This window comes from Bacteroides sp. 4_1_36 (assembly GCF_003466325.1).
Lineage (GTDB): Bacteria > Bacteroidota > Bacteroidia > Bacteroidales > Bacteroidaceae > Bacteroides > Bacteroides uniformis.
In genome coordinates, this window is sequence record NZ_QSOX01000005.1 from 188,893 (window position 1) to 214,012 (window position 25,120).

Annotated in this window: 16 protein-coding genes; 1 reads left to right on the forward strand and 15 read right to left on the reverse strand. The window is 48.0% G+C overall.

Features of this window, described 5'->3' with window-relative positions:
- Positions 1 to 31 precede the first annotated feature (31 nt).
- The 8 genes from mrdA to DXD65_RS07630 all read right to left on the reverse strand — a co-directional run bounded on the left by mrdA (position 32) and on the right by DXD65_RS07630 (position 11,822).
- On the reverse strand, positions 32 to 1,900 hold the full coding sequence (gene mrdA, locus DXD65_RS07595; protein ID WP_034523063.1) for a penicillin-binding protein 2: 1,869 nt from the start codon (positions 1,898 to 1,900) through the stop codon (positions 32 to 34).
- Between the two features lie 19 nt (positions 1,901 to 1,919).
- Positions 1,920 to 2,423: a rod shape-determining protein MreD gene (gene mreD / locus DXD65_RS07600; protein WP_117887493.1), complete on the reverse strand. Its 504-nt coding sequence runs from the start codon at positions 2,421 to 2,423 to the stop codon at positions 1,920 to 1,922.
- A 106-nt stretch (positions 2,424 to 2,529) separates the two neighbouring features.
- A complete protein-coding gene (gene mreC, locus DXD65_RS07605) occupies positions 2,530 to 3,375 on the reverse strand; it encodes a rod shape-determining protein MreC (RefSeq protein ID WP_005828542.1) in 846 nt (281 codons plus the stop codon).
- Positions 3,375 to 4,397 carry a rod shape-determining protein gene (locus DXD65_RS07610; protein ID WP_005828544.1) on the reverse strand — a complete coding sequence of 341 codons (1,023 nt, stop codon included), beginning with the start codon at positions 4,395 to 4,397 and terminating at the stop codon, positions 3,375 to 3,377. Before DXD65_RS07610 ends, mreC begins: the two co-directional genes overlap by 1 nt.
- 124 nt (positions 4,398 to 4,521) lie before the next feature.
- On the reverse strand, positions 4,522 to 6,045 hold the full coding sequence (gene purH / locus DXD65_RS07615; protein ID WP_009037258.1) for a bifunctional phosphoribosylaminoimidazolecarboxamide formyltransferase/IMP cyclohydrolase: 1,524 nt from the start codon (positions 6,043 to 6,045) through the stop codon (positions 4,522 to 4,524).
- A 160-nt stretch (positions 6,046 to 6,205) separates the two neighbouring features.
- Entirely contained in the window at positions 6,206 to 8,242 is a 2,037-nt protein-coding gene (locus DXD65_RS07620; RefSeq protein WP_117588709.1) for a M13 family metallopeptidase, read from the reverse strand.
- Between the two features lie 20 nt (positions 8,243 to 8,262).
- Positions 8,263 to 10,224 carry an ABC-F family ATP-binding cassette domain-containing protein gene (locus DXD65_RS07625; protein WP_117887497.1) on the reverse strand — a complete coding sequence of 654 codons (1,962 nt, stop codon included), beginning with the start codon at positions 10,222 to 10,224 and terminating at the stop codon, positions 8,263 to 8,265.
- Positions 10,225 to 10,328: 104 nt separating this feature from the next.
- Positions 10,329 to 11,822: an ATP-binding protein gene (locus tag DXD65_RS07630; RefSeq protein ID WP_005828554.1), complete on the reverse strand. Its 1,494-nt coding sequence runs from the start codon at positions 11,820 to 11,822 to the stop codon at positions 10,329 to 10,331.
- Positions 11,823 to 12,042: 220 nt separating this feature from the next.
- On the opposite strand from DXD65_RS07630, the gene DXD65_RS07635 reads away from it, so the two are divergent.
- On the forward strand, positions 12,043 to 12,891 hold the full coding sequence (locus tag DXD65_RS07635) for a helix-turn-helix domain-containing protein (protein WP_005828555.1): 849 nt from the start codon (positions 12,043 to 12,045) through the stop codon (positions 12,889 to 12,891).
- Positions 12,892 to 12,965: 74 nt separating this feature from the next.
- On the opposite strand, the gene DXD65_RS07640 is transcribed toward DXD65_RS07635, so the two are convergent.
- The 7 genes from DXD65_RS07640 to DXD65_RS07670 form a co-directional block, all read right to left on the reverse strand.
- Positions 12,966 to 13,742: a class I SAM-dependent methyltransferase gene (locus tag DXD65_RS07640; protein WP_034528898.1), complete on the reverse strand. Its 777-nt coding sequence runs from the start codon at positions 13,740 to 13,742 to the stop codon at positions 12,966 to 12,968.
- Between the two features lie 235 nt (positions 13,743 to 13,977).
- Positions 13,978 to 14,310 carry a DUF3795 domain-containing protein gene (locus DXD65_RS07645; RefSeq protein ID WP_034528899.1) on the reverse strand — a complete coding sequence of 111 codons (333 nt, stop codon included), beginning with the start codon at positions 14,308 to 14,310 and terminating at the stop codon, positions 13,978 to 13,980.
- Between the two features lie 99 nt (positions 14,311 to 14,409).
- Entirely contained in the window at positions 14,410 to 14,622 is a 213-nt protein-coding gene (locus DXD65_RS21230) for a hypothetical protein (RefSeq protein WP_009037263.1), read from the reverse strand.
- 141 nt (positions 14,623 to 14,763) lie between these two features.
- Positions 14,764 to 15,675 (reverse strand): NDP-sugar synthase, encoded by a 912-nt coding sequence (locus tag DXD65_RS07655; protein ID WP_005828584.1) that lies wholly within the window; start codon positions 15,673 to 15,675, stop codon positions 14,764 to 14,766.
- 125 nt (positions 15,676 to 15,800) lie between these two features.
- Positions 15,801 to 18,155: a BamA/TamA family outer membrane protein gene (locus tag DXD65_RS07660; protein ID WP_117887494.1), complete on the reverse strand. Its 2,355-nt coding sequence runs from the start codon at positions 18,153 to 18,155 to the stop codon at positions 15,801 to 15,803.
- Between the two features lie 9 nt (positions 18,156 to 18,164).
- Entirely contained in the window at positions 18,165 to 22,715 is a 4,551-nt protein-coding gene (locus DXD65_RS07665; RefSeq protein WP_117589688.1) for a translocation/assembly module TamB domain-containing protein, read from the reverse strand.
- Positions 22,716 to 22,822: 107 nt separating this feature from the next.
- Positions 22,823 to 25,117, reverse strand: coding sequence for a hybrid sensor histidine kinase/response regulator (locus DXD65_RS07670; protein WP_117887495.1), 2,295 nt, complete (start codon positions 25,115 to 25,117; stop codon positions 22,823 to 22,825).
- Between the last annotated feature and the right edge of the window lie 3 nt (positions 25,118 to 25,120).

Here is a 25,120-nt window from a genome sequence, read left to right on the forward strand (position 1 = left end):
CCCCTAATCCTTAATCCCCAACCCCTCATCATCATCTCTCCTCATCTCCGTAAAGTATCACCCGGTTACTGAATTCTTCCGCCCGTATCTCATTCTCGGGCGACAGCTTTCCATGCAGATACTGGTCCATCATCATGGCACCGATAGGTACGCCATACGTGGCACCGAAACCACCGTTCTCCACATAGACGGCAATGGCTATCTTAGGGTTGTCCATCGGGGCAAAGCCCATAAAGACAGAATGGTCCTTGCCGCGGTTCTGTGCCGTGCCCGTCTTTCCGCAGACCTCCACACCCGGCAGGATGGCTCCCGCCATGCGGCAAGTGGCGCTACCCGTACTTCCGTCTACAGCGGCACGCATGCCTTTCACCACCATTTCATAATATTCGCGGTCGATGGTGGGATAACGGGGATTGCGATAGATGCTGTCCAGTTCATTGTCTTCTATCTCCTTCACGATGTGCGGAGTAATGAAATGCCCCCGGTTGGCAATGGTGGCACCCAGATTGGCTATCTGCAACGGGGTGGCGAGAATCTCTCCCTGCCCGATGGAGATACTAATCACCGTCAGACCGTTCCACGAACCCCGATAGGGCTTGTCGTAGAACTTTGCATTCGGTATCAGTCCACGCTGTTCGCCGGGGAGGTCGGTACCGAGCCGATAGCCGAAGCCCTGCGATACCATGTGGTCTTTCCATACGGTAATGGCATTCTGCGGCGAACCGTATTTTTTATCACCGAACATGCGATACAATCCCCAACAGAAATAGGAATTACAAGAGGTAGCGATGGCAGGAATCAGCGACAGAGGCGAACCATGTCCGTGACATCCCACATGAAGGCCTTTATGATTGAAACCATGCGCACAAGGGAAAGTCGGATAATCTTCGTGGATAATCTCTTCCTGAAGGAAAGTCAGTGCCTGCGCCGTCTTGAAGGTGGAGCCCGGCGGATAAGCTCCCATGATGGCACGGTTCAACAAAGGCTTCCGCTTGTCCATCTGCAGCAGGCGGTGGTTCTTTCCCCGCTGGCGCCCTATCATCAGATGAGGGTCAAAGGTAGGCGAGGAAACCATGCACAGAATCTCACCCGTAGCCGGTTCGATGGCCACAATGGCACCGATTTTGTGTTGAAGCAGCCGTTCGCCCAACATCTGGAGGTCAATGTCGATGCCTAGTGTCAGGTTCTTGCCGGGTACGGAGGAACGGTCCAACTGTCCGTCCATGTAGTGTCCCTGGATGCGCCCGTGAGCGTCACGAAGCAGAATCTCCACCCCCTTCTCTCCACGCAGATACTTTTCATAGGATTTCTCGATGCCTTGCTTGCCTATATAGTCTCCGCGAATATAATAGTCATCGTTCTCAATGTCTTTCTTGGACACTTCGCCGATGTCTCCCAGCAAATGGCCGGCAGAGTTATAGGTATATTGGCGGATAGTACGCCGCTGAATATAGAAACCTGGAAATTTGAACAGCTTCTCCTGAAACACACCGCACTCTTCGGCAGAAAGCTGCGTCATGAACACCTGATGGGTGTATTTGGAATAACCGGGGTTCATCCAGCGGTTCTTGACGTCCTTCATCCGTTTGTCAAACTGCTCACGGGTAATGTTCAAGGCACTGCAAAGGTCGAGTGTATCCAGCTGCGTCACCTCCCGAGGCACAAACGTAATATCATAGGCAGGCTGGTTAAACACGAGCAACTTACCGTTACGGTCGTAGATAGCCCCCCGTGATGGATATTGTATCTTGTTCAGAAAAGCGTTACTGTCCGCGTTCTTCTTGTAGTCATCAGTCATGATTTGCAGGTCGAACAGCCGGAACACGTAAATAAGAACGATGACAATAGCCGCCGCTCCAATTACATATTTCCGCTTTTCCAGTGTATAGTCTTTCATCAATTCCTAATCCTTAATCCCTTTATCCTTTCTTTCTTATTCCCTCAACAGCCATAATGCAGGTCACAGTAAGCAGGGTACTTGCCACAATTCTCAACAACAGCGTACCAATATGGGCAAAAGAGAAGAATTCGAGGGTAAGCAACAAGCCGTGATGTATCAGCACACTCACAACCAGATATTTCAGGAAAGGAAGAATCCCCATTGTACGGATGGCCGGAACCAGTGTATCCAGCGTGTCACGAGGCACGAACAGCCGCAGGAAAGTGGGGCGCAAGAAAGCCAGCAACACCGTAGCGGCAGCGTTCATCCCCGGTGTGTCGGAAAAGACGTCGACAGCCAGCCCTAAAAAGAATGCCCACAACATCAACGCATTGCGGGGAGTGTCCGACTCAAACTTCAGTATCAAGTAGATATACAGAAATGGAGTGGCATATCCTGCAATATGCACATTGTTCAATATCAGCACCTGCAACAGTACCAAACCTATGAACCATCCTATTTTATGCAGATAATTAATTAACAACGCTAATGAGTTATAAGTTACGAGTTACAAGTTATTGAGTGTATAAGTTATAAGATATAAAGATGATTAATCCCTAATCCTTAACCCCTAATCCCTAATTTCTTAGTCACTTCTCGTCTGCCCTCGACTCCAATGCCTTTTGTTCATCCTGCCCGTTGCGGGAAATGACGCGCACATTGCTCACCTTTCCAAAGTCCGTAGCCAGCTTTATCTTCAACAGATACGAAAGCCCGTCGTGCGAGTCAGACATGTCATCCACCGTCCCCACCATGACACCTTCTGGAAACACGGTGGAATAGCCGCTGGTCACTACTGTATCTCCCAGATTGAATTCGGCATGCCGGGGCAAATCCTTCAGATAGGCAAAACGGGAATTACCTCCCTCCCACTTCAAATAACCGAAATAATCACTGCCCACAATCTTACAGCTGATGCTTGACTTGCTGTTCAGCAACGGAATGACCAACGAGTAATGGGGAGAGGTCTTATACACAATACCCACCACGCCATTGGCATCTACAACTCCCATCTCAGGACGGATACCTTCTGTTGTTCCACGGTCTAAAGTGATATAATTGTCAGCCTTGTTCAAGCTGTTCTTTATGACATTCGCCTTGAATATCTGATACTCCGTAGGAGCAAGCCGTTCCATGCTGTACAACCTGGCGGAGTCCAATCCTTTCTCCTTCAAGACATTTTCCAGAAACGAAAGCCGCTGCTCCAGCCACATGTTGCGGTCGAGCAGGTCTTCGTTGGCCGTCTTCAAGTGGAAATAGGAAGTGATGCCACCCGATATTTCATAAACCTTCCCCGCCACGCCATTGGCAGAGGTGAAATACACACTCTGCTGGTAATGATTAAAGCGAAATAATAAAATAAAACTGGCAACCTCTAACAGAAGAAAGAGGAACCAGTAATTATATTTAATGAGAAAGTTTAATAAATTTCGCATTACCGCATCAAGAATGAGAAGCGGTCAACGTTCTTCAATGCCACGCCCGTACCTTTGGCAACGGCATGCAAGGGGTCTTCCGCAATGTGGAACGGTATGTTTATTTTATCAGTCAGACGCTTATCCAGTCCACGAAGCAATGCACCGCCACCGGCAAGATAGATACCGTTGTGAACGATGTCGGCATACAATTCGGGAGGCGTATTTTCCAATGCGCTCAAGATGGCTGTCTCAATCTTAGAGATAGACTTCTCCAAGCAATGCGCCACTTCCTGATAGCATACCGGCACTTCCATGGGCAATGCCGTGATGCGGTTCGGACCATGAACGATATAGTCTTCAGGAGCATCCTCACCGAGTTCCGTCAAGGCAGCACCCACATTAATCTTAATACGCTCAGCCATACGCTCGCTGACCTTCACGTTGTGCTGGCGGCTCATGTATTCCTGAATATCGGCAGTCAAGTCGTCACCGGCAATGCGGATGGAGTTGTTACTTACGATACCTCCCAAAGAGATAACGGCAATTTCCGTAGAACCACCACCTATGTCAACAATCATGTTGCCTTCGGGAGCCTCTACATCGATACCGATACCGATGGCAGCAGCCATCGGCTCGAAAATCAAATAAACGTCGCGCCCGCCGGCATGCTCGGCAGAGTCGCGCACGGCACGCAGCTCCACTTCGGTACTGCCCGAAGGAACCCCGATTACCATGCGGAGTGACGGAGAGAAGAGACGGTTACGGTTGTTCACCATCTTGATAAGTCCGCGTATCATCTGCTCGCAGGCATAGAAGTCGGCAATCACACCGTCGCGCAACGGACGGATGGTACGTATGTTTTCGTGGGTCTTTTCGTGCATCATCTTTGCCTTGTCACCCACGGCAATCATCTTATCGGTACGACGGTCCAAAGCCACCACCGAAGGCTCATCCACCACAATCTTGCCATTCGTGGTGATGATGGTATTGGCTGTGCCAAGGTCCATCGCTATTTCTTGTGTAAAGGAGAATAATCCCATCTATTGATTTACTATTAAATGATTTACTATTTACTATTTGGCAGATCTGCTATCTGACGACCCCCACCTACAATGACGCCTCCCGGCAAATAGTAAATAGTAAATCGTCAAATAGTAAATGACCTTAGTGTTTAAAGTGACGGAACCCAGTAGTTACCATGGCAATGCCATGCTCGTTGCAATATTCAAACGAGAGTTCATCCTTGATACTTCCACCCGGCTGGATGACGGCTGTTACGCCTTCATTGCCGGCAATTTCCACGCAGTCGGGGAAAGGGAAGAATGCGTCACTTGCCATTACAGCGCCATTCAAGTCGAAACCGAAGTTTTTGGCTTTCTCGATAGCCTGCTTCAAAGCATCCACACGGCTGGTCTGACCTACACCACTTGCCAACAACTGCTTTCCTTTTGCCAGCACAATGGCATTCGACTTACTGTTCTTCACAATCTTGTTTGCAAAGAGCATATCCTCAATTTCCTGTGCAGTGGGAGCCTTCGTAGTTACAGTCTTCAATTCTTCAGGAGTTTCCACCTTAAGGTCGCGGTCCTGAACCAATACGCCATTCAGCAAAGAGCGGAACTGCTTCTTAGGCAGAGCTGCCGGCTTGCGGACCAGGATAATACGGTTCTTCTTCTGACCGAGGATTTCCAACGCATCCACATCATAATCGGGAGCGATAATCACCTCAAAGAAAATTTTATTGATTTCTTCGGCAGCAGCCTTGTCAATCACGGCATTAGTGATGAGCACACCACCAAAAGCGGATACCGGGTCACCGGCAAGCGCATCGTTCCATGCTTCGAGCACAGTGGGACGTGAAGCCAGTCCACAAGCATTATTATGCTTCAGGATAGCGAAAGTCGTATCCTTGAATTCGTCAATCAAGTCAACGGCAGCATTGATGTCGAGCAGGTTGTTATAAGAGATTTCCTTACCGTGAATCTGGTCGAACATAGCATCAATATTGCCATAGAAATAACCTTTCTGATGCGGATTCTCGCCATAGCGTAAAGTCTTCTGGCTGTTGGCAGAACAACGGAAAGCGGAACCTTCCTCGCCATCGAAATAGTTGAAGATGGCAGAATCATAGTGTGAAGACACTCCGAAAGCCTCTTTGGCAAACCAACGGCGTTCTTCGATGGTAGTAGTGGCTCCGTGTTCCATCAGCATGTCGCGGAACGGCTGATATTGTGCTTGCGAAGCGATGATAACCACGTCGTTATAGTTCTTGGCTGCGGCACGAATCAGAGAGATACCGCCTATGTCAATCTTTTCGATGATGGCAGGTTCTTCGGCACCACTGGCAACGGTAGCCTCAAACGGATAGAGGTCAACAATGACGAGGTCTATTTCGGGGATTTCATATTTTTCAATCTGTTGCATGTCTTGCTCCAATCCGCGGCGGCAAAGAATACCTCCAAAAACCTTCGGATGCAAAGTCTTCACGCGTCCGCCCAGGATGGAAGGGTATGTAGTGAGGTCTTCCACTGCCTTGCAGGGATAACCCAGGGATTCTATAAACTGACGGGTTCCACCGGTTGAGAGGAACTCTACACCTTCTTCATGCAGTTTGGTAATGATTTCGTCCAAACCTTCCTTATGGTAAACAGATACCAGAGCTGTTTTGATTCTTTTTGTTTCAGACATGGATTTGCGTATTAAAGTATGCGTATATTAGTATTTGATGCGCAAAGTTACAAATTTTGTTTATTCATACATACATTCATACACAATAAATTAGGTATAATTAAAAAAGGCGGCATCTGTTTCCAGTCTGCCGCCTTTTTTTAAGGGTTATTTTGTTGGTTTACCAAATAGATACACGTTTTTCTACCGGCAAGAACATCGGGTCTTTTTCTGTCACGTTGAATGCCTCATACCAAGCACCGATTTGCGGCAATGCACCGTTTACGCGCCATTCGCCCAATGAGTGCACATCACTCTTCGTGCGGTTCAACACTTCTTCGGGACGGATATCATTGGCCCATACACCTGCGTATGCCAGGAAGAAACGTTGTTCGGGAGTAAGACCATCCAGCACCGGCAGCGGATTGGCAGCCGTAGCTTTCTTGAATGCCTGATAAGAAACCTGCAGACCACCGTGGTCGGCAATATTCTCACCCAATGTCATGCGTCCGTTGGCATATACGCCCGGAGCAACCTCGATGCTATCGAAGAAGTTCACCATCACCTGAGCACGCTCGTCAAAGTTCTTGGCATCTTCAGCAGTCCACCAGTCTTTCAGGTTACCGTCCTTGTCGTACTGGCGACCCTGGTCGTCGAATCCGTGAGTCATCTCATGACCGATTACCACACCGATGGCACCATAGTTGAAGGCATCATCCGCATTCATATCGAAGAAAGGATATTGCAGGATACCGGCGGGGAAACAGATTTCGTTCGTAGTCGGGTTATAGTAAGCGTTGACGGTCTGCGGAGTCATCAGCCATTCGTCCTTATCCACCGGCTTGCCGGCCTTGGCTATCATTTCGGCATGGCTCCACTCGTTGGCACGTTCCATGTTTGCCCAGTAAGAGTCGTTTTTGATTTCCAGTGTGGAGTAGTCTTTCCAAGTGTCGGGATAACCAATCTTCACATGGAAGGTAGCCAGTTTCTCCAGAGCTTTCACCTTAGTGGAATCACCCATCCAAGCAAGATTCTGGATACGTTCGCCCAGGCTTTCCTGCAAGTTCTTCACCAAAGTCACCATACGCTCCTTGGCAGCAGCAGGGAAATATTTCTCCACGTACATCTGACCTACAGCTTCGCCCAGCGCGCCGCTTACAGTGCTTACCGCTCTCTTCCAGCGGGGCTGCATTTCTTGTGTACCGCTCATGGTGCGGCTGTAGAAGTCGAAGTTCTGTTCTGCCATAGCATCGTTCAACAAGCTTGCGGCAGAATCAATCAATTTCCATTGCAGATAAAGGCTCTGCTGTTCAATGGGCAGCGTATCCAGAATATCGGCAGCAGCTTTCAGTGAAGCGGGCTGGCCTACGATGATTTCCTTCACATCCTTCAAGCCCATGGCAGACAAATAAGCATCCCAATCGAAAGTAGGATAATTCTTCTTCAACTCTTCCATGCTCATCTTGTTATAATTGGCATGCGGGTCACGCAACTCCGTACGAGAGCGGAAAGCCTTGGCAAGACGTGTTTCCACATCCATCACCACCTCCATACCTTTCTTGGCAGTAGCCTCGTCGAAACCAGCCAACTGATACATCTTCTGTACATGTGTACGGAAAGCATCACGAATTTTGGCAGTAGCCTCATCATTCTCCAGATAGTATTCACGTTCGCCCATGCTCAGCCCGGTCTGATAGGTCTGTACAGCATTCATGCTACTGTTCATTTCGTCAGCGCCAACATACAGCACGTTGTAGGCGATGATACCCTTCTTCTGCATATCGCCCAGCAAGGCATAAAGCTCCTTCTTGTCCTTCAAAGCAGCCAGCTGGTCGAGTTCAGCCTTGATGGGGGCTACACCGTCCTTGTTCAGCTTCACGCTGTCCATTACGATTTTGTACAAGTCACCGATTTTTTGTGCCACGCTGCCGACTTCGTGCTGGGTGGCGGCAAGCTCTTCAATCAGTCCTTGAATCTGCTTGCGGTTGTTTTCTGCAAGGATAGTAAAAGAACCGTACTGTGAGTATTCAGCAGGAATCGGATTGTTCTTCATCCAACCGCCACATGCGTATTGGTAAAAGTCAGTTCCGGGTAGAGCCGTTGTGTCAAGATTGGCGAGCTGGATGCCTGCTGTAAGTTCAGCCTGCTGCTTGCCGGTGTTGCAGGAAGCCGTCATCAGACAGAATGCTGCAATGGGTAACAAATGATTTGCTTTCATAAACATATAAAATATAATAGTTAGTGATTCTCCAACTCTACAGTAGCCGCGTCCCACTCTTCCATCACGCGGTCAAGCTGCTCTTTCAGTTTTTGGTGCTGCTCATAAAGCGACATGTCCGAAGCACCTTCCGGTGTGGCCATCCTGGCCTCAAGAATGGCAATGGCAGCCTCCGTCTGCTCTATCTCCGCTTCACAATCGGTAACGCGACGTTCCAGTTTCTTGAGCTTCTTATTAAGCTCCTTCTGCTCCTCATAAGAGAGTTTGGCTGCCGAGGGTTGAACCGGTTCTGCACCAGCATTTCCCGATGCCGCCTTACCGGCAGTGGGCGAAGCGGAAAGTGAAGGGGATTTCTGTAACTCATTCAGGCTCTCTATCTGCTTCTTTTGCAGGAAATCATAAATTCCTCCCAGATGTTCCTTCACCAGTCCGCCACCAAACTCGTACACTTTAGTCGCAAGTCCGTCCAGAAAATCACGGTCATGGCTGACTATTATCACCGTTCCGTCAAAATCGCGGATAGCCTCCTTCAACACATCTTTGGAACGCATGTCAAGATGATTCGTAGGTTCGTCGAGAATCAGGAAATTCACCGGCTCCAACAGCAGTTTTATCATGGCAAGCCGGGTACGCTCTCCACCGCTGAGCACCTTCACCTTTTTATCCGAAGCCTCACCGCCGAACATGAAAGCACCTAGAATATCACGGATTTTGAGGCGGATATCCCCTACGGCCACGCGGTCAATCGTATCGAATACAGTCAGGCTCTCATCCAAAAGCTGTGCCTGGTTCTGGGCAAAATATCCAATCTGCACATTATGTCCCAGTGTAAGCTTACCGGTATAATCCGTAATCTCACCCATAATACACTTTACAAGCGTAGACTTACCTTCGCCGTTCTTACCGACAAAAGCAACCTTCTCTCCTCGGTTGATAGTCAAATTCACATCGTGGAAAACAACGTGCCCACCGTAGGATTTCTCCATATCCTCGCAGATAACGGGATAATTACCGCTACGGCTACTGCAAACAAACTTCAGGCGCAAAGAGGAGTTGTCTTCCTCATCCACTTCGATGCGCTCTATCTTTTCGAGCTGCTTGATGCGGCTCTGCACTTGCACAGCCTTGGTAGCTTTGTACCGGAAACGTTCGATGAAATCTTCCGTATCTTGTATCTGCTTCTGCTGATTCTCGTAAGCACGTAGTTGCTGCTCCCGGCGCTCCTTGCGAAGCACCACGAACTCATCGTATTTCACTTTATAGTCGTAAATGCGTCCACAAGTTATTTCGATGGTACGCGTAGTGACATTGTTCAAAAAGGCGCGGTCGTGGCTGACAAGCACCACCGCATTGGCACGGGTGGAAAGGAAGTTCTCCAACCACTGGATACTCTCGATGTCAAGGTGGTTGGTAGGCTCGTCGAGCAGCAACACATCCGGACGGCGAAGCAACAGCTTGGCAAGCTCTATACGCATACGCCAACCACCGGAAAACTCGCTTGTAGAGCGGTCAAAGTCCTCGCGGCTGAAGCCCAGCCCTTGGAGCGTGCGCTCTATTTCGGCACGGTAGTTGGTGCCGCCCATCATCAGAAAACGTTCGTTTTCGTGAGTGAAGCGGTCAATCAGTTTCTGGTAATCCTCGCTGTCGTAATCGGTACGTTCGGCAAGTTGCCGATTCATGCGTTCGATGCCCGCCTGCATCTCAAAAATATGCTCGAAGGCAAGTTCAGCCTCCTGCATTACGGTGCGCTTGTCACTGAGTATCATCACTTGGGGCAAATACCCGATAGTACATTCGCGAGGAACGGCAACAATGCCGGCAGTGGGCTGCTGAATGCCAGCCAATATCTTGAGCATGGTGGACTTACCGGCACCATTCTTGCCGACAAGAGCTATACGGTCTTTCTTATTGATAACATAAGAGACGTCTTCGAACAGAGGAGTGGCATTAAATTCTACCTTCAGTCCTTCTACAGATATCATAGTGTCAATGAATTTATCGTTCAAGACTGCAAAGGTAGCGATTTTCAACGTTATACAATATCATACGCTCACATAATTACATCAAATATCCAAGAAAGAGAACACTACTCCCGCATTTCCTGCGGAAGGACAATTGCAAAGCGGCTCCCCTTGCCAAGAGTTGAAGCCACTTCTATTTTTCCATGAAACCTTTCAACGATAGTCCTGCAAATGGCCAATCCCAATCCCGTGCCCTGCACAAAAGCATCTCCCTTATAGAAACGTTCAAAAATGTGCGCCAGAACCTCTTCCGACATGCCAGTTCCCGTATCTTCCACAAAGACTTCCAATGTAGCAAAGTCCTTCAGCCTATACCCTATGGTTATGCGTCCTTCAGCAGTGAACTTCACCGCATTATTGATAAGATTGTTGACAACTTGCCCCAAACGCGTAGGATCTGTATAGATAACTGCCGCCCGGTCCGGAAGGTCTAGCAGTAACTCCACTCCTTTCCGAAGATTCATCTTCTGCGCACTGTAAATGCTTTCCAATATGCCATTTAAAGAAACCTTCTCAAAATGGAATTCCATCGTGTTCGATTCTATCTTGGACAAATCCAGAATATCTGAAATCAACACCATTAACAACTGGCTGTTCTTTTCAATCAAAGACGTAAATTCCATAATCTCCTGCCGCGACAAGTCGGCATCCCCACAAGCCAGTAGTGTAGAGAAGCCCACAATGGCATTTAGTGGCGTACGTATCTCGTGGCTCATATTAGCAAGAAATACGCTCTTCAACTCATCGCTACGTTGCGCTTTCTGCAAAGCCTCGTTCAATTTATTCTCCGTATCCTTGTATTTCTGCGTACTCATGCAAATACCGATGATACGGAACGGCAAATCCGTCAATTGCCCCACATAGGTAGATTGCGCCTCAAACCACTCCCACTTGCCGTCTCCCCTCCGTAGACGGTATTCCACTGGGCGTTCGTACAAATTACCATGCAACTGTAAAGCCAAAGCATCAAACACTCCCTTCCGGTCGTCCGGATGAATCAGAAATGCGAATTCCTCAGGCGTCAGCGTATAGTCACGCGTAGGAATCCCCAAATATTCAAAATAACGCGGTTCTATAATCATCAGATTATGTTCCATGTCGAAAGACCATTGAAATATCTGGGTGCGGCTCAGCGCAATATTCAGCAAATGCTTCTGTGTCCGTTCTTCCAACACATTCCTGAAATAGAGTACAATCCTCACCAATTGTCCATCTTCATGAATTCCCACCATAGCACCTTGTATCAGAAAACTGATACCACTCTTCAATTCACGTATAAAGCAATTGATATCTAAGGGAATAATCCGCACATCCCTCTCCCGAAGTTGCAGCAAAAGGTCTTCTAACACATTCTTTTTATCACATACCACTTCCAATAAGTCAGTGATACGCCGCCCTATCACATACTCATTCAAATGGAGTTCATTCATCACCTGCTGATTCAGACGCCAGATACAATCTTCCAAATCAATCATAATAATGCTGACGGGCCATGAGTTGAACAACTGCTCGGAGATGGCATTTATTATACGTACTTCTTGAGGAACATTCGGATTCATCAGAATTGTTTTATCATACAAGGAGCAAAGTTCGGGCTAAAATGCTTATGCCACAAACAAACCCTTATAAATCAATATTCCGTTTTAGCATGTATATATTCTATTATTCACAACTTTACCTTATTTAACAGAGACAAATTGAGCGTAATATTGATTTTAACTGTTATCTCTGTCATTTATACATTATTATCCCCCATTTTTGTGTCTTAAAATCTCCAACATGAATATATCCGAATTCAATATAAATGCCGAGTTCATTGCCTGCAATCATATCACAACCAATGAACTGAATCCGCTAGTGGAAAAGCCATACCACACCAAGGCCAGTATCTTCGCTCTATGCACCAAAGGAGTTCTGAAAACCATCATAAACCATACTCAATTCAGGGTTGAAGCTAACACCCTCCTAGTTATTCCTCCCGAGACCTTCGTACAATTGCTACACACGTCAGACGATGCTGAAATATATGTCGTCATATTTTCCCAACAACTTATCCAGAGTTCAGGGGCCGGCAAGGTCATGATGGATAAGTTTCACATTATAGGCAAACACTATATTTTTCCTCTATCGAAAACGGACTTCCAGCTTTATGCCGAGTTCATGACCTATTTGTCACACCTCTACCAAAGAACAGAAAGCCCCTCAAGTCTAGTTTCATTGCAAACTCTACTGACCTATCTGTTACAAGGTATATCCGAACTCTGTCCGGAACGCCCTAGAATAAAAGAGACTCCGGGCAGCAGGCATTTCAACCAATACCGCATTTTTATCCGATTGGTACACACAGACTATGTCCGGGAGCATCAAGTGTCCTATTATGCATTGAAAATGAATATGAGACCGGCAGCTCTTTGCCGCCTTGTCAAAAAGGAATCAGGACATACAGCCATGGAAATCATCAACAATACTATCATCATGGATGCCAAAGCACAACTTTGTACCGCCAACACTCCGATAAAGGATATAGCCGTGAGTCTAGGTTTTAATAATGCGGCCTTCTTCAACAAATTCTTTAAACGTCATACGGGAATACCTCCTCAGAAGTTCCGCACATCCTCAAAACAATAAAATCCACTCAAAACACAAAATGCGGATATTCTGCCATGAGAATACCCGCATTCCTCAATAAGAGAAGTCTGCCATCAATCTACCTTCTTAGCAATAAAAAACACATAACCGTAGAATTCCTTATATTTGCCGTATAGTTCATCCTCAATCATTTGGAGTGAGCTGAACTCTTCGGCAATTTTATTACCGGCATATTTCTTACGGAAAATCTCCTGGGCCGCAACCTTTGAAGCAAAGTAATGCTCTGTCCAGCAATTCTCCGGCAGAATGAATGTAGCAACGGGGAGATAACCCGCCTTGTACAACTTGGTCACCTGATTGGGAAGTGTATCCATTTCAGAGTAAGCGTCCATCCAGAAGTCATTGATTTCCGCAGGGCGTTCGTCCGTAAACCATGAACTCTCGGAGACGGCAATATACCCTCCCGGTTTCAGATACTTACGCCACTCCTTCAAGCCACGTTCAAAGCCAATGTTATAGATAGCACCTTCACACCAAATCATATCCAGCTCCTCCTCACCGAAAGGAAGGGCATCCATTGAACCGACAATTCCTTTTACTCTGTCCTGCAAGCCTAACTGCCTTGCATTACGGTTGAAGATATCAATAAAGCCGGGAAAAAGGTCAATTCCTGTAATCCGCCCCGGCACATGGCCAGCTACTACCATTGTCTGGCCACCCGTTCCACAGCCGATATCGGCAATAAAGGATTCATCGGTAAGACCGTCTACAAAGCTCAATGCCTTCAACGTCGCTTCAGGACTGCCAGGGCCTTGTCGTTCCATATTGGAGAAAAAGTCACAGATTAAATTAAGTTCGAAATCGTGGATAGTTTTATTTTCGTTACTCATTTTCTTACTATATTTTGCATATACGGAAAGTATCACAATACCTTCAGCATAATATGCGGATTAAACTTGAATTATAACAATAAAAAAACACTCTCGAAAGAAGTTATCCGAGAGTAAACGAAGGGGGGACAATCTGTGCAGGGAACACAGATTGTTTACAAAACCAAATCCGATTTAAATGTCTTTGTCATACTGCAAAGATACGCAATATTTTATTTAATCAAAGATTTTACGGTTAATAAAGATTTTCCCTTGCACCGGGCGCATGCTGAAGAACCGCACCTACCACCTGGCAAGTATCCAGTTCCTTACAGTCGCCACAAGTATTGAAACCTTTTTCGTACACACATTTGCGGATAGCACAATAATCGCTGCAATAGGCAAACTTCACCCCGTCTGCACGGCACCCCATACAATGGATGGTTTCCGGCGTAATTTCCGGCGTATTGTTCAGCACACTCCACTCTTTGGCAGTTTTCTCTCTCAGCTCATCGTCATTATTGACAGTGGCTATACGGGCGGCGCAATTTTCGCAATCCAACCCGCAACATGCAATTAATTGTTTCATCACTTGGTTATAACGATTTATGTTTGAGGATATAATGCCCTTTTTCCCGCACATCGATTCAGTAAGCCCAAAACTCACCCCATACCTTGGAACAGACACTCATTTACCGACAGTCCTCAGCGCTTTCTTAACGATATACTTGGTCTCTTTCGTTTCACTTTCCCAACGCCTGCAAAGCTTCCTTACAAATCCGGATTGCGTCTTACTTGCATCATTTAACCAATTCCCTACGCTGTTCCGGACATACTTGGAGTAATCTGATTTCAAAGGTTCCAATATCGGTGAGCCCAATGCAGGGTTCTGTTCCAACATTTCAGTATGCTTGCACCAGACACCTCGTGAACAGAAAACAGAAGAACAAATATAGCTCTGGCAAACGCCTTCCCCATATTTGTCCTTTTGTTCTTTTACCCAAATAAATTAATGCGAATCAAGTTATCCTTCCGTCTTACTTTAGAACAGCTTCGCAGGATACTCGCCCGCATCCACCAAAGCCTGAATCTTGTCGACTACACTCTGACGGTCTTCGGGATAAGTCACACCGAACCACTTGCTGGTTGTATCGAGCACTTCGCAGGTAGCAGTGCCATTGTTAATCAGCTTATCCACCATCAGCGGGATGAAGAATTCGCTTTTCAGATTCTCCATATTCTTCGGGTCGCTCAGGAAGCTCTTGAAAAACTCTGCACTGTAAGCAAAGTAATCGGGAGTAAAGCCCCAGAAGTTCATGCTGACCGGAGTCGTCTCGGGAGTGGCAGTCCATTCACCGTTATCATCGATGTACTTCACCTCGCCGTCCATACGCTGAATCTTGGTACGCTCTACTACAGAAGTCAACAAGTTGTTTGCATCCGTTCCGCACAAACCACGGGATACGGTACCGCTCTCGCTCAACGTATTGCCGATGCGGAAGCCTACCATGGAATATACGTTTTTGGAGCCTTCGGGAAGGGCTGCAAGGAATTTGCCCATTACCTGGAAGGAGTCACGACCGTAGAAATCGTCGCAATTGATAACAGCAAACGGTTCCTTTATTACATCGGCACCCATCATTACAGCATGGTTGGTTCCCCAAGGTTTGGTACGGCCTTCGGGGCAGGTGAAGCCTTCAGGAAGGTCATCTATGGACTGGAATACCAGTTCGCAGGGAATATGGCCTTCGTATTTGGAAATAATCTTGTCGCGGAAGTCCTGTTCAAAATCTTTACGGATTACGAAAACGAGCTTGCCAAAACCGGCATTGATGGCATCGTAAATAGAATAATCCATGATAGTTTCGCCATTCGGTCCCAATCCGTCCAATTGTTTCAAGCCACCATAACGGCTGCCCATACCGGCTGCCAATAAGAATAAAGTTGGTTTCATATTAGTTATTATTTAAAAAGGTTAGTGTATCATAGTTGATAACGGTTGCAAATGTACAAAAATTTATGTCTGACAAAAGGGAGTTTTAGTTCATTCTTTACCACTATCCGTTCAAAAACGTACATTTAGAACGGATAACCGATGGCAAAATGCAGTGCCATACTATCCTTGAACTTAGGAATATTGTAATATCCCGACTTTCCGGTATCATACGGGTCGTGAAGCCCGATACCCAAATCCAGACGGAAAACAAGGAAGTCCAGGTCATAGCGTAAGCCGAATCCCGTACCCAAAGCAATCTGTTTCGGGAAATTCTTCAAGGTGAACTCACCGTTCGGGCGATTTTCGTCCTTACGCATCAGCCATACATTGCCGGCATCCAGAAACACCGCTCCATGCAAGTCGGCAATCATACGGAAGCGATACTCGATATTGGCTTCTATGCGAATATCACCCACGTGGTTGATATAGGTATATTTTCTGTCCGTCTCGGGAGGATAGCCGCCCGGACCTATACTGCGTGCAGAAAAGGCGCGCACACTATTGGCACCGCCGATATAGAACTGTTCCGTATAAGGTGCAGTCGTAGCGTTGCCATACGACCATATCACCCCTCCGGCAATACGCGAGGCTATCATTTGGTTCTTGTCTATCCGGTAATGGTACCTGAATTCCGAGTTCAGCTTCAGGAACTGTGCAAAAGGTACCCCGAAAAGCTTCTTTCCTTCCTCACTGAACGGCTTGCCGAAAATACGGTAGACGGCAGAAGTCAGGTTACCGGCCGACGCAACGGTGGTCTGCCACCAGATGGGGTTACGCTTGCCGCGCACGGAAGCGTTGTCATAAGTATAGGTGTACTCCATGGCAGGAATGAACTGGTCGCGCAAACTAACGTAGAGTGCCGGATTCTCGGCACGCAACGTATCGAAAGCGGCAGTAGGATTACGCAGCACATTGAATGTCAAACGGAAAGGAGTTATACTGTGCCTGGAAGTCGATTTGGGCTGGAAGTCATAAGTGACATTACCGCCAAAAGCCAGCAGCTTATAATACTTGGCACGGTTCATCTGGTCGGCATATAAACGGAAAGTCGTTGTAGCCGGGAAGTCATACTCACGGTCGCCCATCCTAGGAAACACCACGCGCGGAAAGATGAGAGAAGTGGAAATCCCCAGTTCATAGCTGTTCATCAGGGAAGAACTTGACTTGCCCGTCTGCCATTCGTACGAACCGTTCAACTTCACATTCCAGCTTTCACCGCCACCGAAGACATTGTTCTTCGTCACCGTAAAAGCGGCACCCGGTCCCGTCTGGTTATTGCTCTTCATGGTGACATTAAAATCCAACTCCGCATCGTAGGGTTTATCGAGCGCGGCAATGACCCTCACATCCAATGTATCAGACACAAACGCCGTATCACGCGGTATATACTGCATCTCCGCATAACGGAAAATACCGACGCTTGCCAGACGCTCCTGAATACGGGTCTGACGGTACAAACTATACAAACTCTGCATAGAACGCTGGCGGGCAATACCTGCGCTGTCCTGTATCTGACGTTTCCGCCGATAACCTTGATAGTTCAACCAACGGTAAAGCATGTTGGGACGTACCGGAGGTTTGTTGTAGTAATGTATGGTCAAGCCTTTGTAATCCATGCTGTCATTGGGTTCCTGCCCCTGCTTTCCAAGAAGATAGACGGATTTACGCCCCACACGGAACTGCTTCTCGGCTACCTTTGGCATACCGGGAACGGGAATCAAGCGCATCTGGACATGCCCATTGGGAACTATCATGGTATCGGCCTGATAGGTCAGGTAGTCGGGACGGAAATAATAACAGCCCACATTACGCAGCAGGGTACTGATACGGGTACGCTCCCCATCCAAATCAGCCACATTGAATTGTTCTCCCGAACTGATAAGGGAACGTCGGCGTCCCAGCTCCATAATGCGAGTGGTACGCTCGCTGAAACCACGATAATATACCGTATCTATAAAGTAGGGGTTACGCATGTTCACCGTATATTGCAACTTTGCCTTCAGCGAGTCCTTCGGGTCGATAAATGTCTTGTAGCTGACGCTTCCGTTGAAATAGCCATAATCGCGCAGCAAGTTAACCGCCGCCTTCTGGCGTATATCGGGATTCACCGTAGACATAAGCACCGGAGTGGCGGCAAATTTATTGAATATCCACTTTCCGAATCCCTTCTCATACTTCTGGAAACCATTGTAAATCCACAGTCCGAAAGGAAAGGGATAGCGGATAGTAGAGCTTCCCAGCAACGAATTGTTCGGTGCCGTAGCAAGGGCGGCTTCCACCTCTTCCATAGCAATCTCACCAACAGACGTTTCACTGCGGTTCAATACAATCATTGGCTTTTGGCCGGTATAGAGTATCTCCCCCTCGGGCAAGTGCTTCGTGGTGGAGCAACCTGCCAGAAATATCAATCCTGCAATATATAATATCAGTCGTTTCATATCACATTCCTACTTTTTCATATCGCTATTTTCAGCCTCCGGTTTTATCTTTTTCTTCCTGAAGATGAAGAGTTCACTCAATCGGTCCATCTTCCGGCGCAGCACAAGGCCGACACCCGTTTCGGTTATCTCACCGTCGAGTATGCTTTCGTAGTTTTTATTATGGAATACACGGACATATCGAGTACCCGACGCATCAAGACGGTATTCCAGCGATATATTGTCAATGAATGATTCCGCATCGTTCGTGGCATTGGCCCCGGTGGACACTTTTCCACCGATGACTATCTGTACGCGGTCGTTGAAGAAACGCTGGGAATAACGAAAACTGAAGTCTTTCTGCGTGTCACCCGTTTCAGCAGAGGTACGGTCTTCCACACCTACACTGATATTGGCACCTTTTATACCTCCCGCCAAGGAGTTTATCTGGCTCTGAAGCACTGAGTTCAAGGCGGCTCCCATTGACAAACCTCCTCCTTTGGCACCACTGTTCAGGTAAATACCCGTGGCAAGCATGGCAATGGCCTGCTTACTACGCTCTTCTGCACCCATTGCCTGCAGCTCATTCTCTACTGCGGCATCTTCGGGCGCCGAAATATCGAATATCAAATCGGGAGCGTCAAGCCTGTTCTTGATGGAAATGGAAACATCGAAGTTCACCATGCGCGAACCGTCCCCGTCACCATCGGCCACAGAAGCACGCATACGTTCCGTAGCCTTCAGACTCAGCGTAGGATTCATAATATTCCCCCGCCAATCCACATAACTGCCGGGATTGAACTGGAACTCCTTCAACGGGATGATAGGCAGCGAATATTTCATGACGCCACCCGAAAGGGTATAGCGTCCGGTAAGGCTCATATCCCCTTGGGGAGTATACTGCATATTCAAATCACCGCCACCTTCCAGTTCGATGTATTTGCTGCGGTCGGGACTCAAGTCAGCACGAAGACGGACAGCATCGTCAATATGGACGGACATATACATTTCCAATCCTCCCAAAGACATGGCAGGAACCTCATCTGCTTTTACCGACGTCGTATCGGTGAACGAGGTAAAGGTAACCAGCCCACTGAGACGGTCTTCCACCGTTAAAGGGGAATCGGTCAACACGTAGGTTACGTTGGTATTGCCCAGCAAATTCATGTTTCCACGCATCGTGAGCCCGTCAAGCGGCCCCTTCACCGTGGCATGCAAGTCGACGAACACCTTTCCATACACCAGACTTTCGCGGGTACGCGGTGCATCCAGCAACGTATAGTTCTCTGCCAGCAGATTGAGGTTGGCAGTAGGACGCTCCATATTCCGGAAATCAACCTTACCGTCAATCGTAAACGGATTCTTGCTGGTGGTATAAATGGCAAACTTATCAAATATCAACTGATTGTCCTTTATCTGTACCGGACGGTTGTCGAACCAGTAACGTGCTCCCGCCTGGCGTGCATAGACAGACACACTGTCCAAAACAATATCACCATGCATTTGAGGCTTGTCCAGCGAACCATAAATATAAAGCCCTCCATCAATATCTCCGGTAAAGGCCACCGTTTGGTCAGGGATGAATGCATTGGCCATCTTCAATGGAAAATGCTCGAAACGGGTGGACACTTCCAGGGTATCCTTTCCGTTCTTCTGCGTCAAGATACCGTCGGCGGTCATCACTTCTTCATTATCATATGTAAAATAGGTATTCAGATAGTGCGTATTCTTGTCGCCCGGCAACCAGGTAGCCCCCAGGCCGATGTCTCCAACCGGTTGGCGTTCGTAGGTCAGTTTCTCTACATTGGCTTCGGCGGACACCTGCAGGGAAGTGGCAGTCTGTATATAATTTGCTTCGGCGGAGAACAATCCCGTAAGCCGGGGCATATAAGGAAGTACCTCCGTAAGTTCATCCAAGCGCAATCGGCTCAGTTCTACGTTTATATTCTGCAAGGAAAGGGTATCATTCTTGTCGGATTGCATACGGAAACACAGACCATCGTCACTGTCCATATCAATATTGGCATAGACGCGCATATTCTTATGCAGATAAATCCAGTTACTATTGTCCGCAAAGTGGAATTTACGGAAAGCGATAATCGGCTCGGCAGGAATAAGGTTCAGCAGCACACCATTACCGCGACCGTGTCCTTCGGTCAACGGACGGGCATTAATACCGAATAGAACACCGGTCTGCCCTTTTCCATTCACATAATCCACAGTCAGTTCCGCATCTTCATTACGGACTTCACCCGTCAGTGTGCTACGGAACACAAATTGCGGGTTCTTGGGACCGTTTATGACACCACCTTGCAACTTCATGCGGGCAGTATCCTGCTTCACTGTAAAAAATATCGTATCGAGCTGCAAGGAGTCCATGCGCAATCCGTGAACAGCTGTACGTCCATTGATGCCGACTTGCGGAGTAAATCCGAAGCTCAGTTTGAAATCATTATAGGAAATACCCTTTGCAGCCAGGAAATAGCTGACGGGATTCTGGTTACCGGCTTCCAGATGCATGCCCGCTGAAGGAAGGACTTGGCGCAAAGCGGCATGGTCCAAACGCCGTTCATCAATCTGCTTTGTCAGGATAGAGACAAATTTATCCGACTGTTCCATCAACTTCTTCAACGTGCTGTGAGCGCGGAAACGCAGATTCAAGTCACCGGCATCAAGCCTCAACTTGAGAGAATCATGACGTGCCTCCGCTCCCATTGTAAAGGCAAACGGGTGTTTCAATGGTCGGGGCACCAAACCCAGCTTATGCAGATTCACCTCTTCCACATTTAAATCCAAAGCGCCATCCAGATAGCTGCGGTCAAGACGCATATCCGCATTTCCCTGCATCTTGAGAAGGACATTATCGCTGGCAAGACGGACGGTAGCAACGGATGACTTGAGTCCGGCATGCACATCTACACCGGAAATGTTCCAATGGCCATACTGTAGTTTTTCCAAGGAGGCATTCAAAGCGGCCACGGTTTTTCGTGATGCCACATCCACCCCTTGTCCCTTAACGGACATCTTTGCCGTAAGAGTATAGATAGAGTCCTTGGGCAGGAAGTGATGCACCTGTAAGTTGTTGATGGCAAGGTCGGCATGGTAGGCTTCCGTAGCAAGATTATAGGCGGCGTCCAAATTCAAGGCGCCTTCCTTCTCCTTCAGTTTCAGGGCGGCAGTGCACTGCGCCCCCTCCATACCGACACGTGCCGCAAGGTGCATACTGTCCGGCACAATGATGGAGCCATCGGGAGCAATGTCAGCTAGTCCGGTCAGGAAGTTCAAGTTCTGCGTATGCATTTCGAAGTCCATGCTTCCATTGCGTTTCACACTGTCGGTCAAGCTCCAGAATTCTCCTCCCCCACTCAACGAAAAGGCTCCGGGCAGCTCAGCCGTAAAACGGGAAATCTGCATCTGCTTCAGGTTTCCTTCCGTACCGGCATGAATCACCAACGGACGGAACGGATAGGCTTCCTTGAAAGCTTCCGGCAAGCCACCGGCAAAAAGCAGTACATCCTGTTTGCCGATACGGGCATTGAAACGGGCTGTCAGACGGCCGGTGGTAGGTATATTTATCAGTTCCCAGTAAGTCTGTGCCGTAAGGTTCATCTCACTATGAGGTGTCAGCAACTTCAAAGAAGGGATACGGATAACGGTAGAATCGGCAAACAACCGCCCGGTCAGGGAAGTTACACTCAAACCGGAACGCTCATACATGGAAAATTCCCGGATAACGGCATTTATATCTCTGCCGTAGTACATCACAGAATCAATGCCCATACGAATGTCGCGAAGAGCAATGTGCGAGGGGTCGAAGCCTATCGCACTCCCCGGGCCACCGGTATCATAATTGACAGAAGTTCCAGTCAGCAGGAATTTTCTCCAGCCATAGAACTGGTGTTTCAGGTCGGCAGCAGCGTCCGCAATCTCAGCATCTCCTATATGGGCTTTCAGCCCCATGGAGTCCAATGGCATCTGTAAATCGACCGAGACGTTCTTCAACTTCAGAGTATGGAGTGTGACTTTCCAGTTTAACGCAGTGTCAGTAGTGTCCTTGGGAGTCTCAGTGGTATCTGCAAGCATCACCTGCACATGGGTATCGCTCAATTCTATATTATTGAGGATGGCATCTTCTTTTGTAAGGTCTATGCCATGGCTTTCGAAAAAGAAATGCCCCAGTACTCCTTTGATGCACATACCTTCCATTAAATTGGAGGAGTTGACAGCAACTTGTTTCAAGGTAATGTCATCCACCTCCACTTTCCCTTTGAGCAAAGGCCATGCCTGTACCCGTACGTTCAAACTTCCAAGACTCAGCAAGGTATCGGGATGCTGCACATCAACAGCACTGTCGGCAGGCTGTACCACCAATACACCGCGGACCAACAAATTCAAAGGAAAGCGAAGGTCAATCCGCTCCACGGATATGTCCATACCCGTAGCATCTGATGCAATTGCCGTAGCCTGCTTCCGTATCAAATTCTGTACGGGAGGCACATAAAGCAATATCATCAATATTATAAACAGTATAATAGGAGTAAGCAACACCCACAGTGCTGTTCTCAACCATTTTCTTCTCATCGGAACGTCAATCTTTCATCGTATTTAAAAGTCTTACAAAGTAAACAATTTCTTTCGACATTTGGTTCCCGACAGAGAAAAATCACGTATTCTTCTCTGTTCCCCCATTACGGAAAAGCTGTTGCCTGAGTAATGACATCCTCTATCAAAACGAGGGCGGCAAGGGCGTGTTCTTTCAACTCTCCGGTAAAAGGCACTCCATGAGAAGTTTCCAACAGTTTCAGCAATGCAACCAGTTCCGCTGCTCCAATTAAAGTAAAGAGGGGAATCATTTTGTGGGAGACAGCAGCCATCTCGTCCACATCCTCATTCTCCACAGCCTTCTGCAAACGCTCCGCATTGAGGCGGGTTTCAGCCACAAAACTTTCCAGAATGGACTTTGCCGCCTCGGGGTCATCGACCGAAAAAGCAGTGAGCGAAGAGAATTTATACCCCGGGCAAGCCGAAGCTTCCGAAACTTCCGTAACCTCCTTCCCTTTGTCCTCCACATTCAATTCATGCAGCAATTCACTGACGGTAAACGGCTTATGCAGGCATCCGGCAAAGCCATGCGCCGTAAATTCCTCACGCTGCATGTCACTGCGAGCAGTGACAGCAATCACCGGAACAGACTGTGCCTGCGGTATGTTCGAAGCACGCAGCAGTTTCAGTAAATCAAAACCATTAATAGCAGGCATCTGCACATCAGTAAGCAGAACATCAAAGGTTGCAGTGCGCAAGGCATCCAGCAGTTCATCCAGTTGTAAACAAGAGACAGAATTTATACCACTCTGCTGAAGCATGGCGGCAGTAAGGGTAAGCTGAATACGGTCATCATCAATAAGGAGGACATTCTTCAGTGAAGAATGAGGAACGGGGAATGAAGAATTGCCATTCGGCGTGGTAACACATCCCGATTCTTCATCCTTCATTCTCCGTCCTTCACTCCTTACGGGATAGATAGGAATATATATGGTGAAAGTGCTTCCCTTGCCTGGCACACTGTCTACATCAATCGTGCCTTCAAGCAACTGTACCAGCATACGGACGATGGAAAGTCCGAGTCCGAACCCCTCTTTACCCTGAGCACCCGGTAAGCGGGTAAACTCCTGGAAGATACGCTCACGGTCGGCAGGTTCCATACCTCTACCCGTATCAGCAATGGCAACTACCAGTCGACGGTCCTCGTAACGGGCAGTCATGGTAATACTGCCTTGGTCCGTAAACTTCACGGCATTGGACAGCAAATTGTTGATAATCTGGCGCAGACGCAAAGGGTCGCAAATATAGGTACCGTCCAGCTCCGGGGCAGTGTCGCAATGAAGCGCCAGCCCTTTGGCAGCCGTAAGCGGTTCAAAACTGACGTGTATCTCTTCAAGCAGGCGGGAAGGATGAAAGGTGACCCGGTTGACTTCGGCCTTGTTCAAATCAAGACGATGGAAGTCGAGCAAATCAACGACCAACTTCAGCAGATGCTCCGATGAGGTTTTCATATTGTCCAGATAGAACCGCTGGCGCTCATCCACCGTCAGACGGGAAAGCAAGTCGGCATAGCCCATGATAGAACCGAGCGGAGCTTTGAAATCATGGGTAATGGCAAGCATCAGTTTTTCACGGACAGCAAGTAAATCTTCGGCACGACGGCGGGCCTCTTCCAACTCACGGCGGTACCGGTTGCTTCGGGTTATGTCGCGGCCGATGATAATAAGAAAAAAAGCGGAAAGCAACACCGCACCTACGGCAATACCACTGATAATCTTGGCCGAACGGCGTCGGACCGCCTGTTGATACTCGGCTTCCGTCCGTGCACGCAGCAGAGTTTCCGTCTCGTAATCTTTCAGCAAGCTGTCAATACGAGCGGTCAGCATATGGTCCAAGCGTTGCAGATAGCGTTTACGTCGTTGTATAACAGTGTTTACAGCTTTTTTCTGCTGGGCCACAGCACGCAGTTTCTCATGCAAAGAATCGGCCGGATTATAAGGTTCAATCACCGTATCCGTCGCAAATTCGAGGGAGGTCTTTACCTGGATAGCCGTATCTTTCTTTGGGGGGACAAACACTTCACCCAAACGACGGAAAAAACCCTTCTTTCGAGGGCGTGTCACGACGGTATCCCGATGTGTAATGATACGGTGCTGCACACGTTGCTGGGTCACTACCGAGTCCTGCTGGGCAATTATCTGCTCAATGTCACTGGTAGATACCATGCTGTCATTCGCCTCACTCAGCGTACGCAGCATTCTTATCGTATTGGTATCCTTCTCGCGTATCAAAGCTAGTACGCTGTCTGTCCATTGTACATCGCGGTCATCGGTAAGAATAAGGTTCTCCATCTCCCGGTGTACGAAGAACAAGGAAAAAAACAATACCGCCAGCAACAAAGTGTAGCCTACGGCAATCTTTACTTTGGAGACACTGTTCATATT

Bases quoted from the DNA above. Each gene is read 5' to 3' on its own strand.
- mreC (WP_005828542.1), bottom strand. From the start codon at position 3,375: ATGCGAAATTTATTAAACTTTCTCATTAAATATAATTACTGGTTCCTC.
- DXD65_RS07610 (WP_005828544.1), bottom strand. From the start codon at position 4,397: ATGGGATTATTCTCCTTTACACAAGAAATAGCGATGGACCTTGGCACA.
- purH (WP_009037258.1), bottom strand. From the start codon at position 6,045: ATGTCTGAAACAAAAAGAATCAAAACAGCTCTGGTATCTGTTTACCAT.
- DXD65_RS07620 (WP_117588709.1), bottom strand. From the start codon at position 8,242: ATGAAAGCAAATCATTTGTTACCCATTGCAGCATTCTGTCTGATGACG.
- DXD65_RS07625 (WP_117887497.1), bottom strand. From the start codon at position 10,224: ATGATATCTGTAGAAGGACTGAAGGTAGAATTTAATGCCACTCCTCTG.
- DXD65_RS07630 (WP_005828554.1), bottom strand. From the start codon at position 11,822: ATGAATCCGAATGTTCCTCAAGAAGTACGTATAATAAATGCCATCTCC.
- DXD65_RS07635 (WP_005828555.1), top strand. From the start codon at position 12,043: ATGAATATATCCGAATTCAATATAAATGCCGAGTTCATTGCCTGCAAT.
- DXD65_RS07640 (WP_034528898.1), bottom strand. From the start codon at position 13,742: ATGAGTAACGAAAATAAAACTATCCACGATTTCGAACTTAATTTAATC.
- DXD65_RS07645 (WP_034528899.1), bottom strand. From the start codon at position 14,310: ATGAAACAATTAATTGCATGTTGCGGGTTGGATTGCGAAAATTGCGCC.
- DXD65_RS21230 (WP_009037263.1), bottom strand. From the start codon at position 14,622: ATGTTGGAACAGAACCCTGCATTGGGCTCACCGATATTGGAACCTTTG.
- DXD65_RS07655 (WP_005828584.1), bottom strand. From the start codon at position 15,675: ATGAAACCAACTTTATTCTTATTGGCAGCCGGTATGGGCAGCCGTTAT.
- DXD65_RS07660 (WP_117887494.1), bottom strand. From the start codon at position 18,155: ATGAAACGACTGATATTATATATTGCAGGATTGATATTTCTGGCAGGT.
- DXD65_RS07665 (WP_117589688.1), bottom strand. From the start codon at position 22,715: ATGAGAAGAAAATGGTTGAGAACAGCACTGTGGGTGTTGCTTACTCCT.
- DXD65_RS07670 (WP_117887495.1), bottom strand. From the start codon at position 25,117: ATGAACAGTGTCTCCAAAGTAAAGATTGCCGTAGGCTACACTTTGTTG.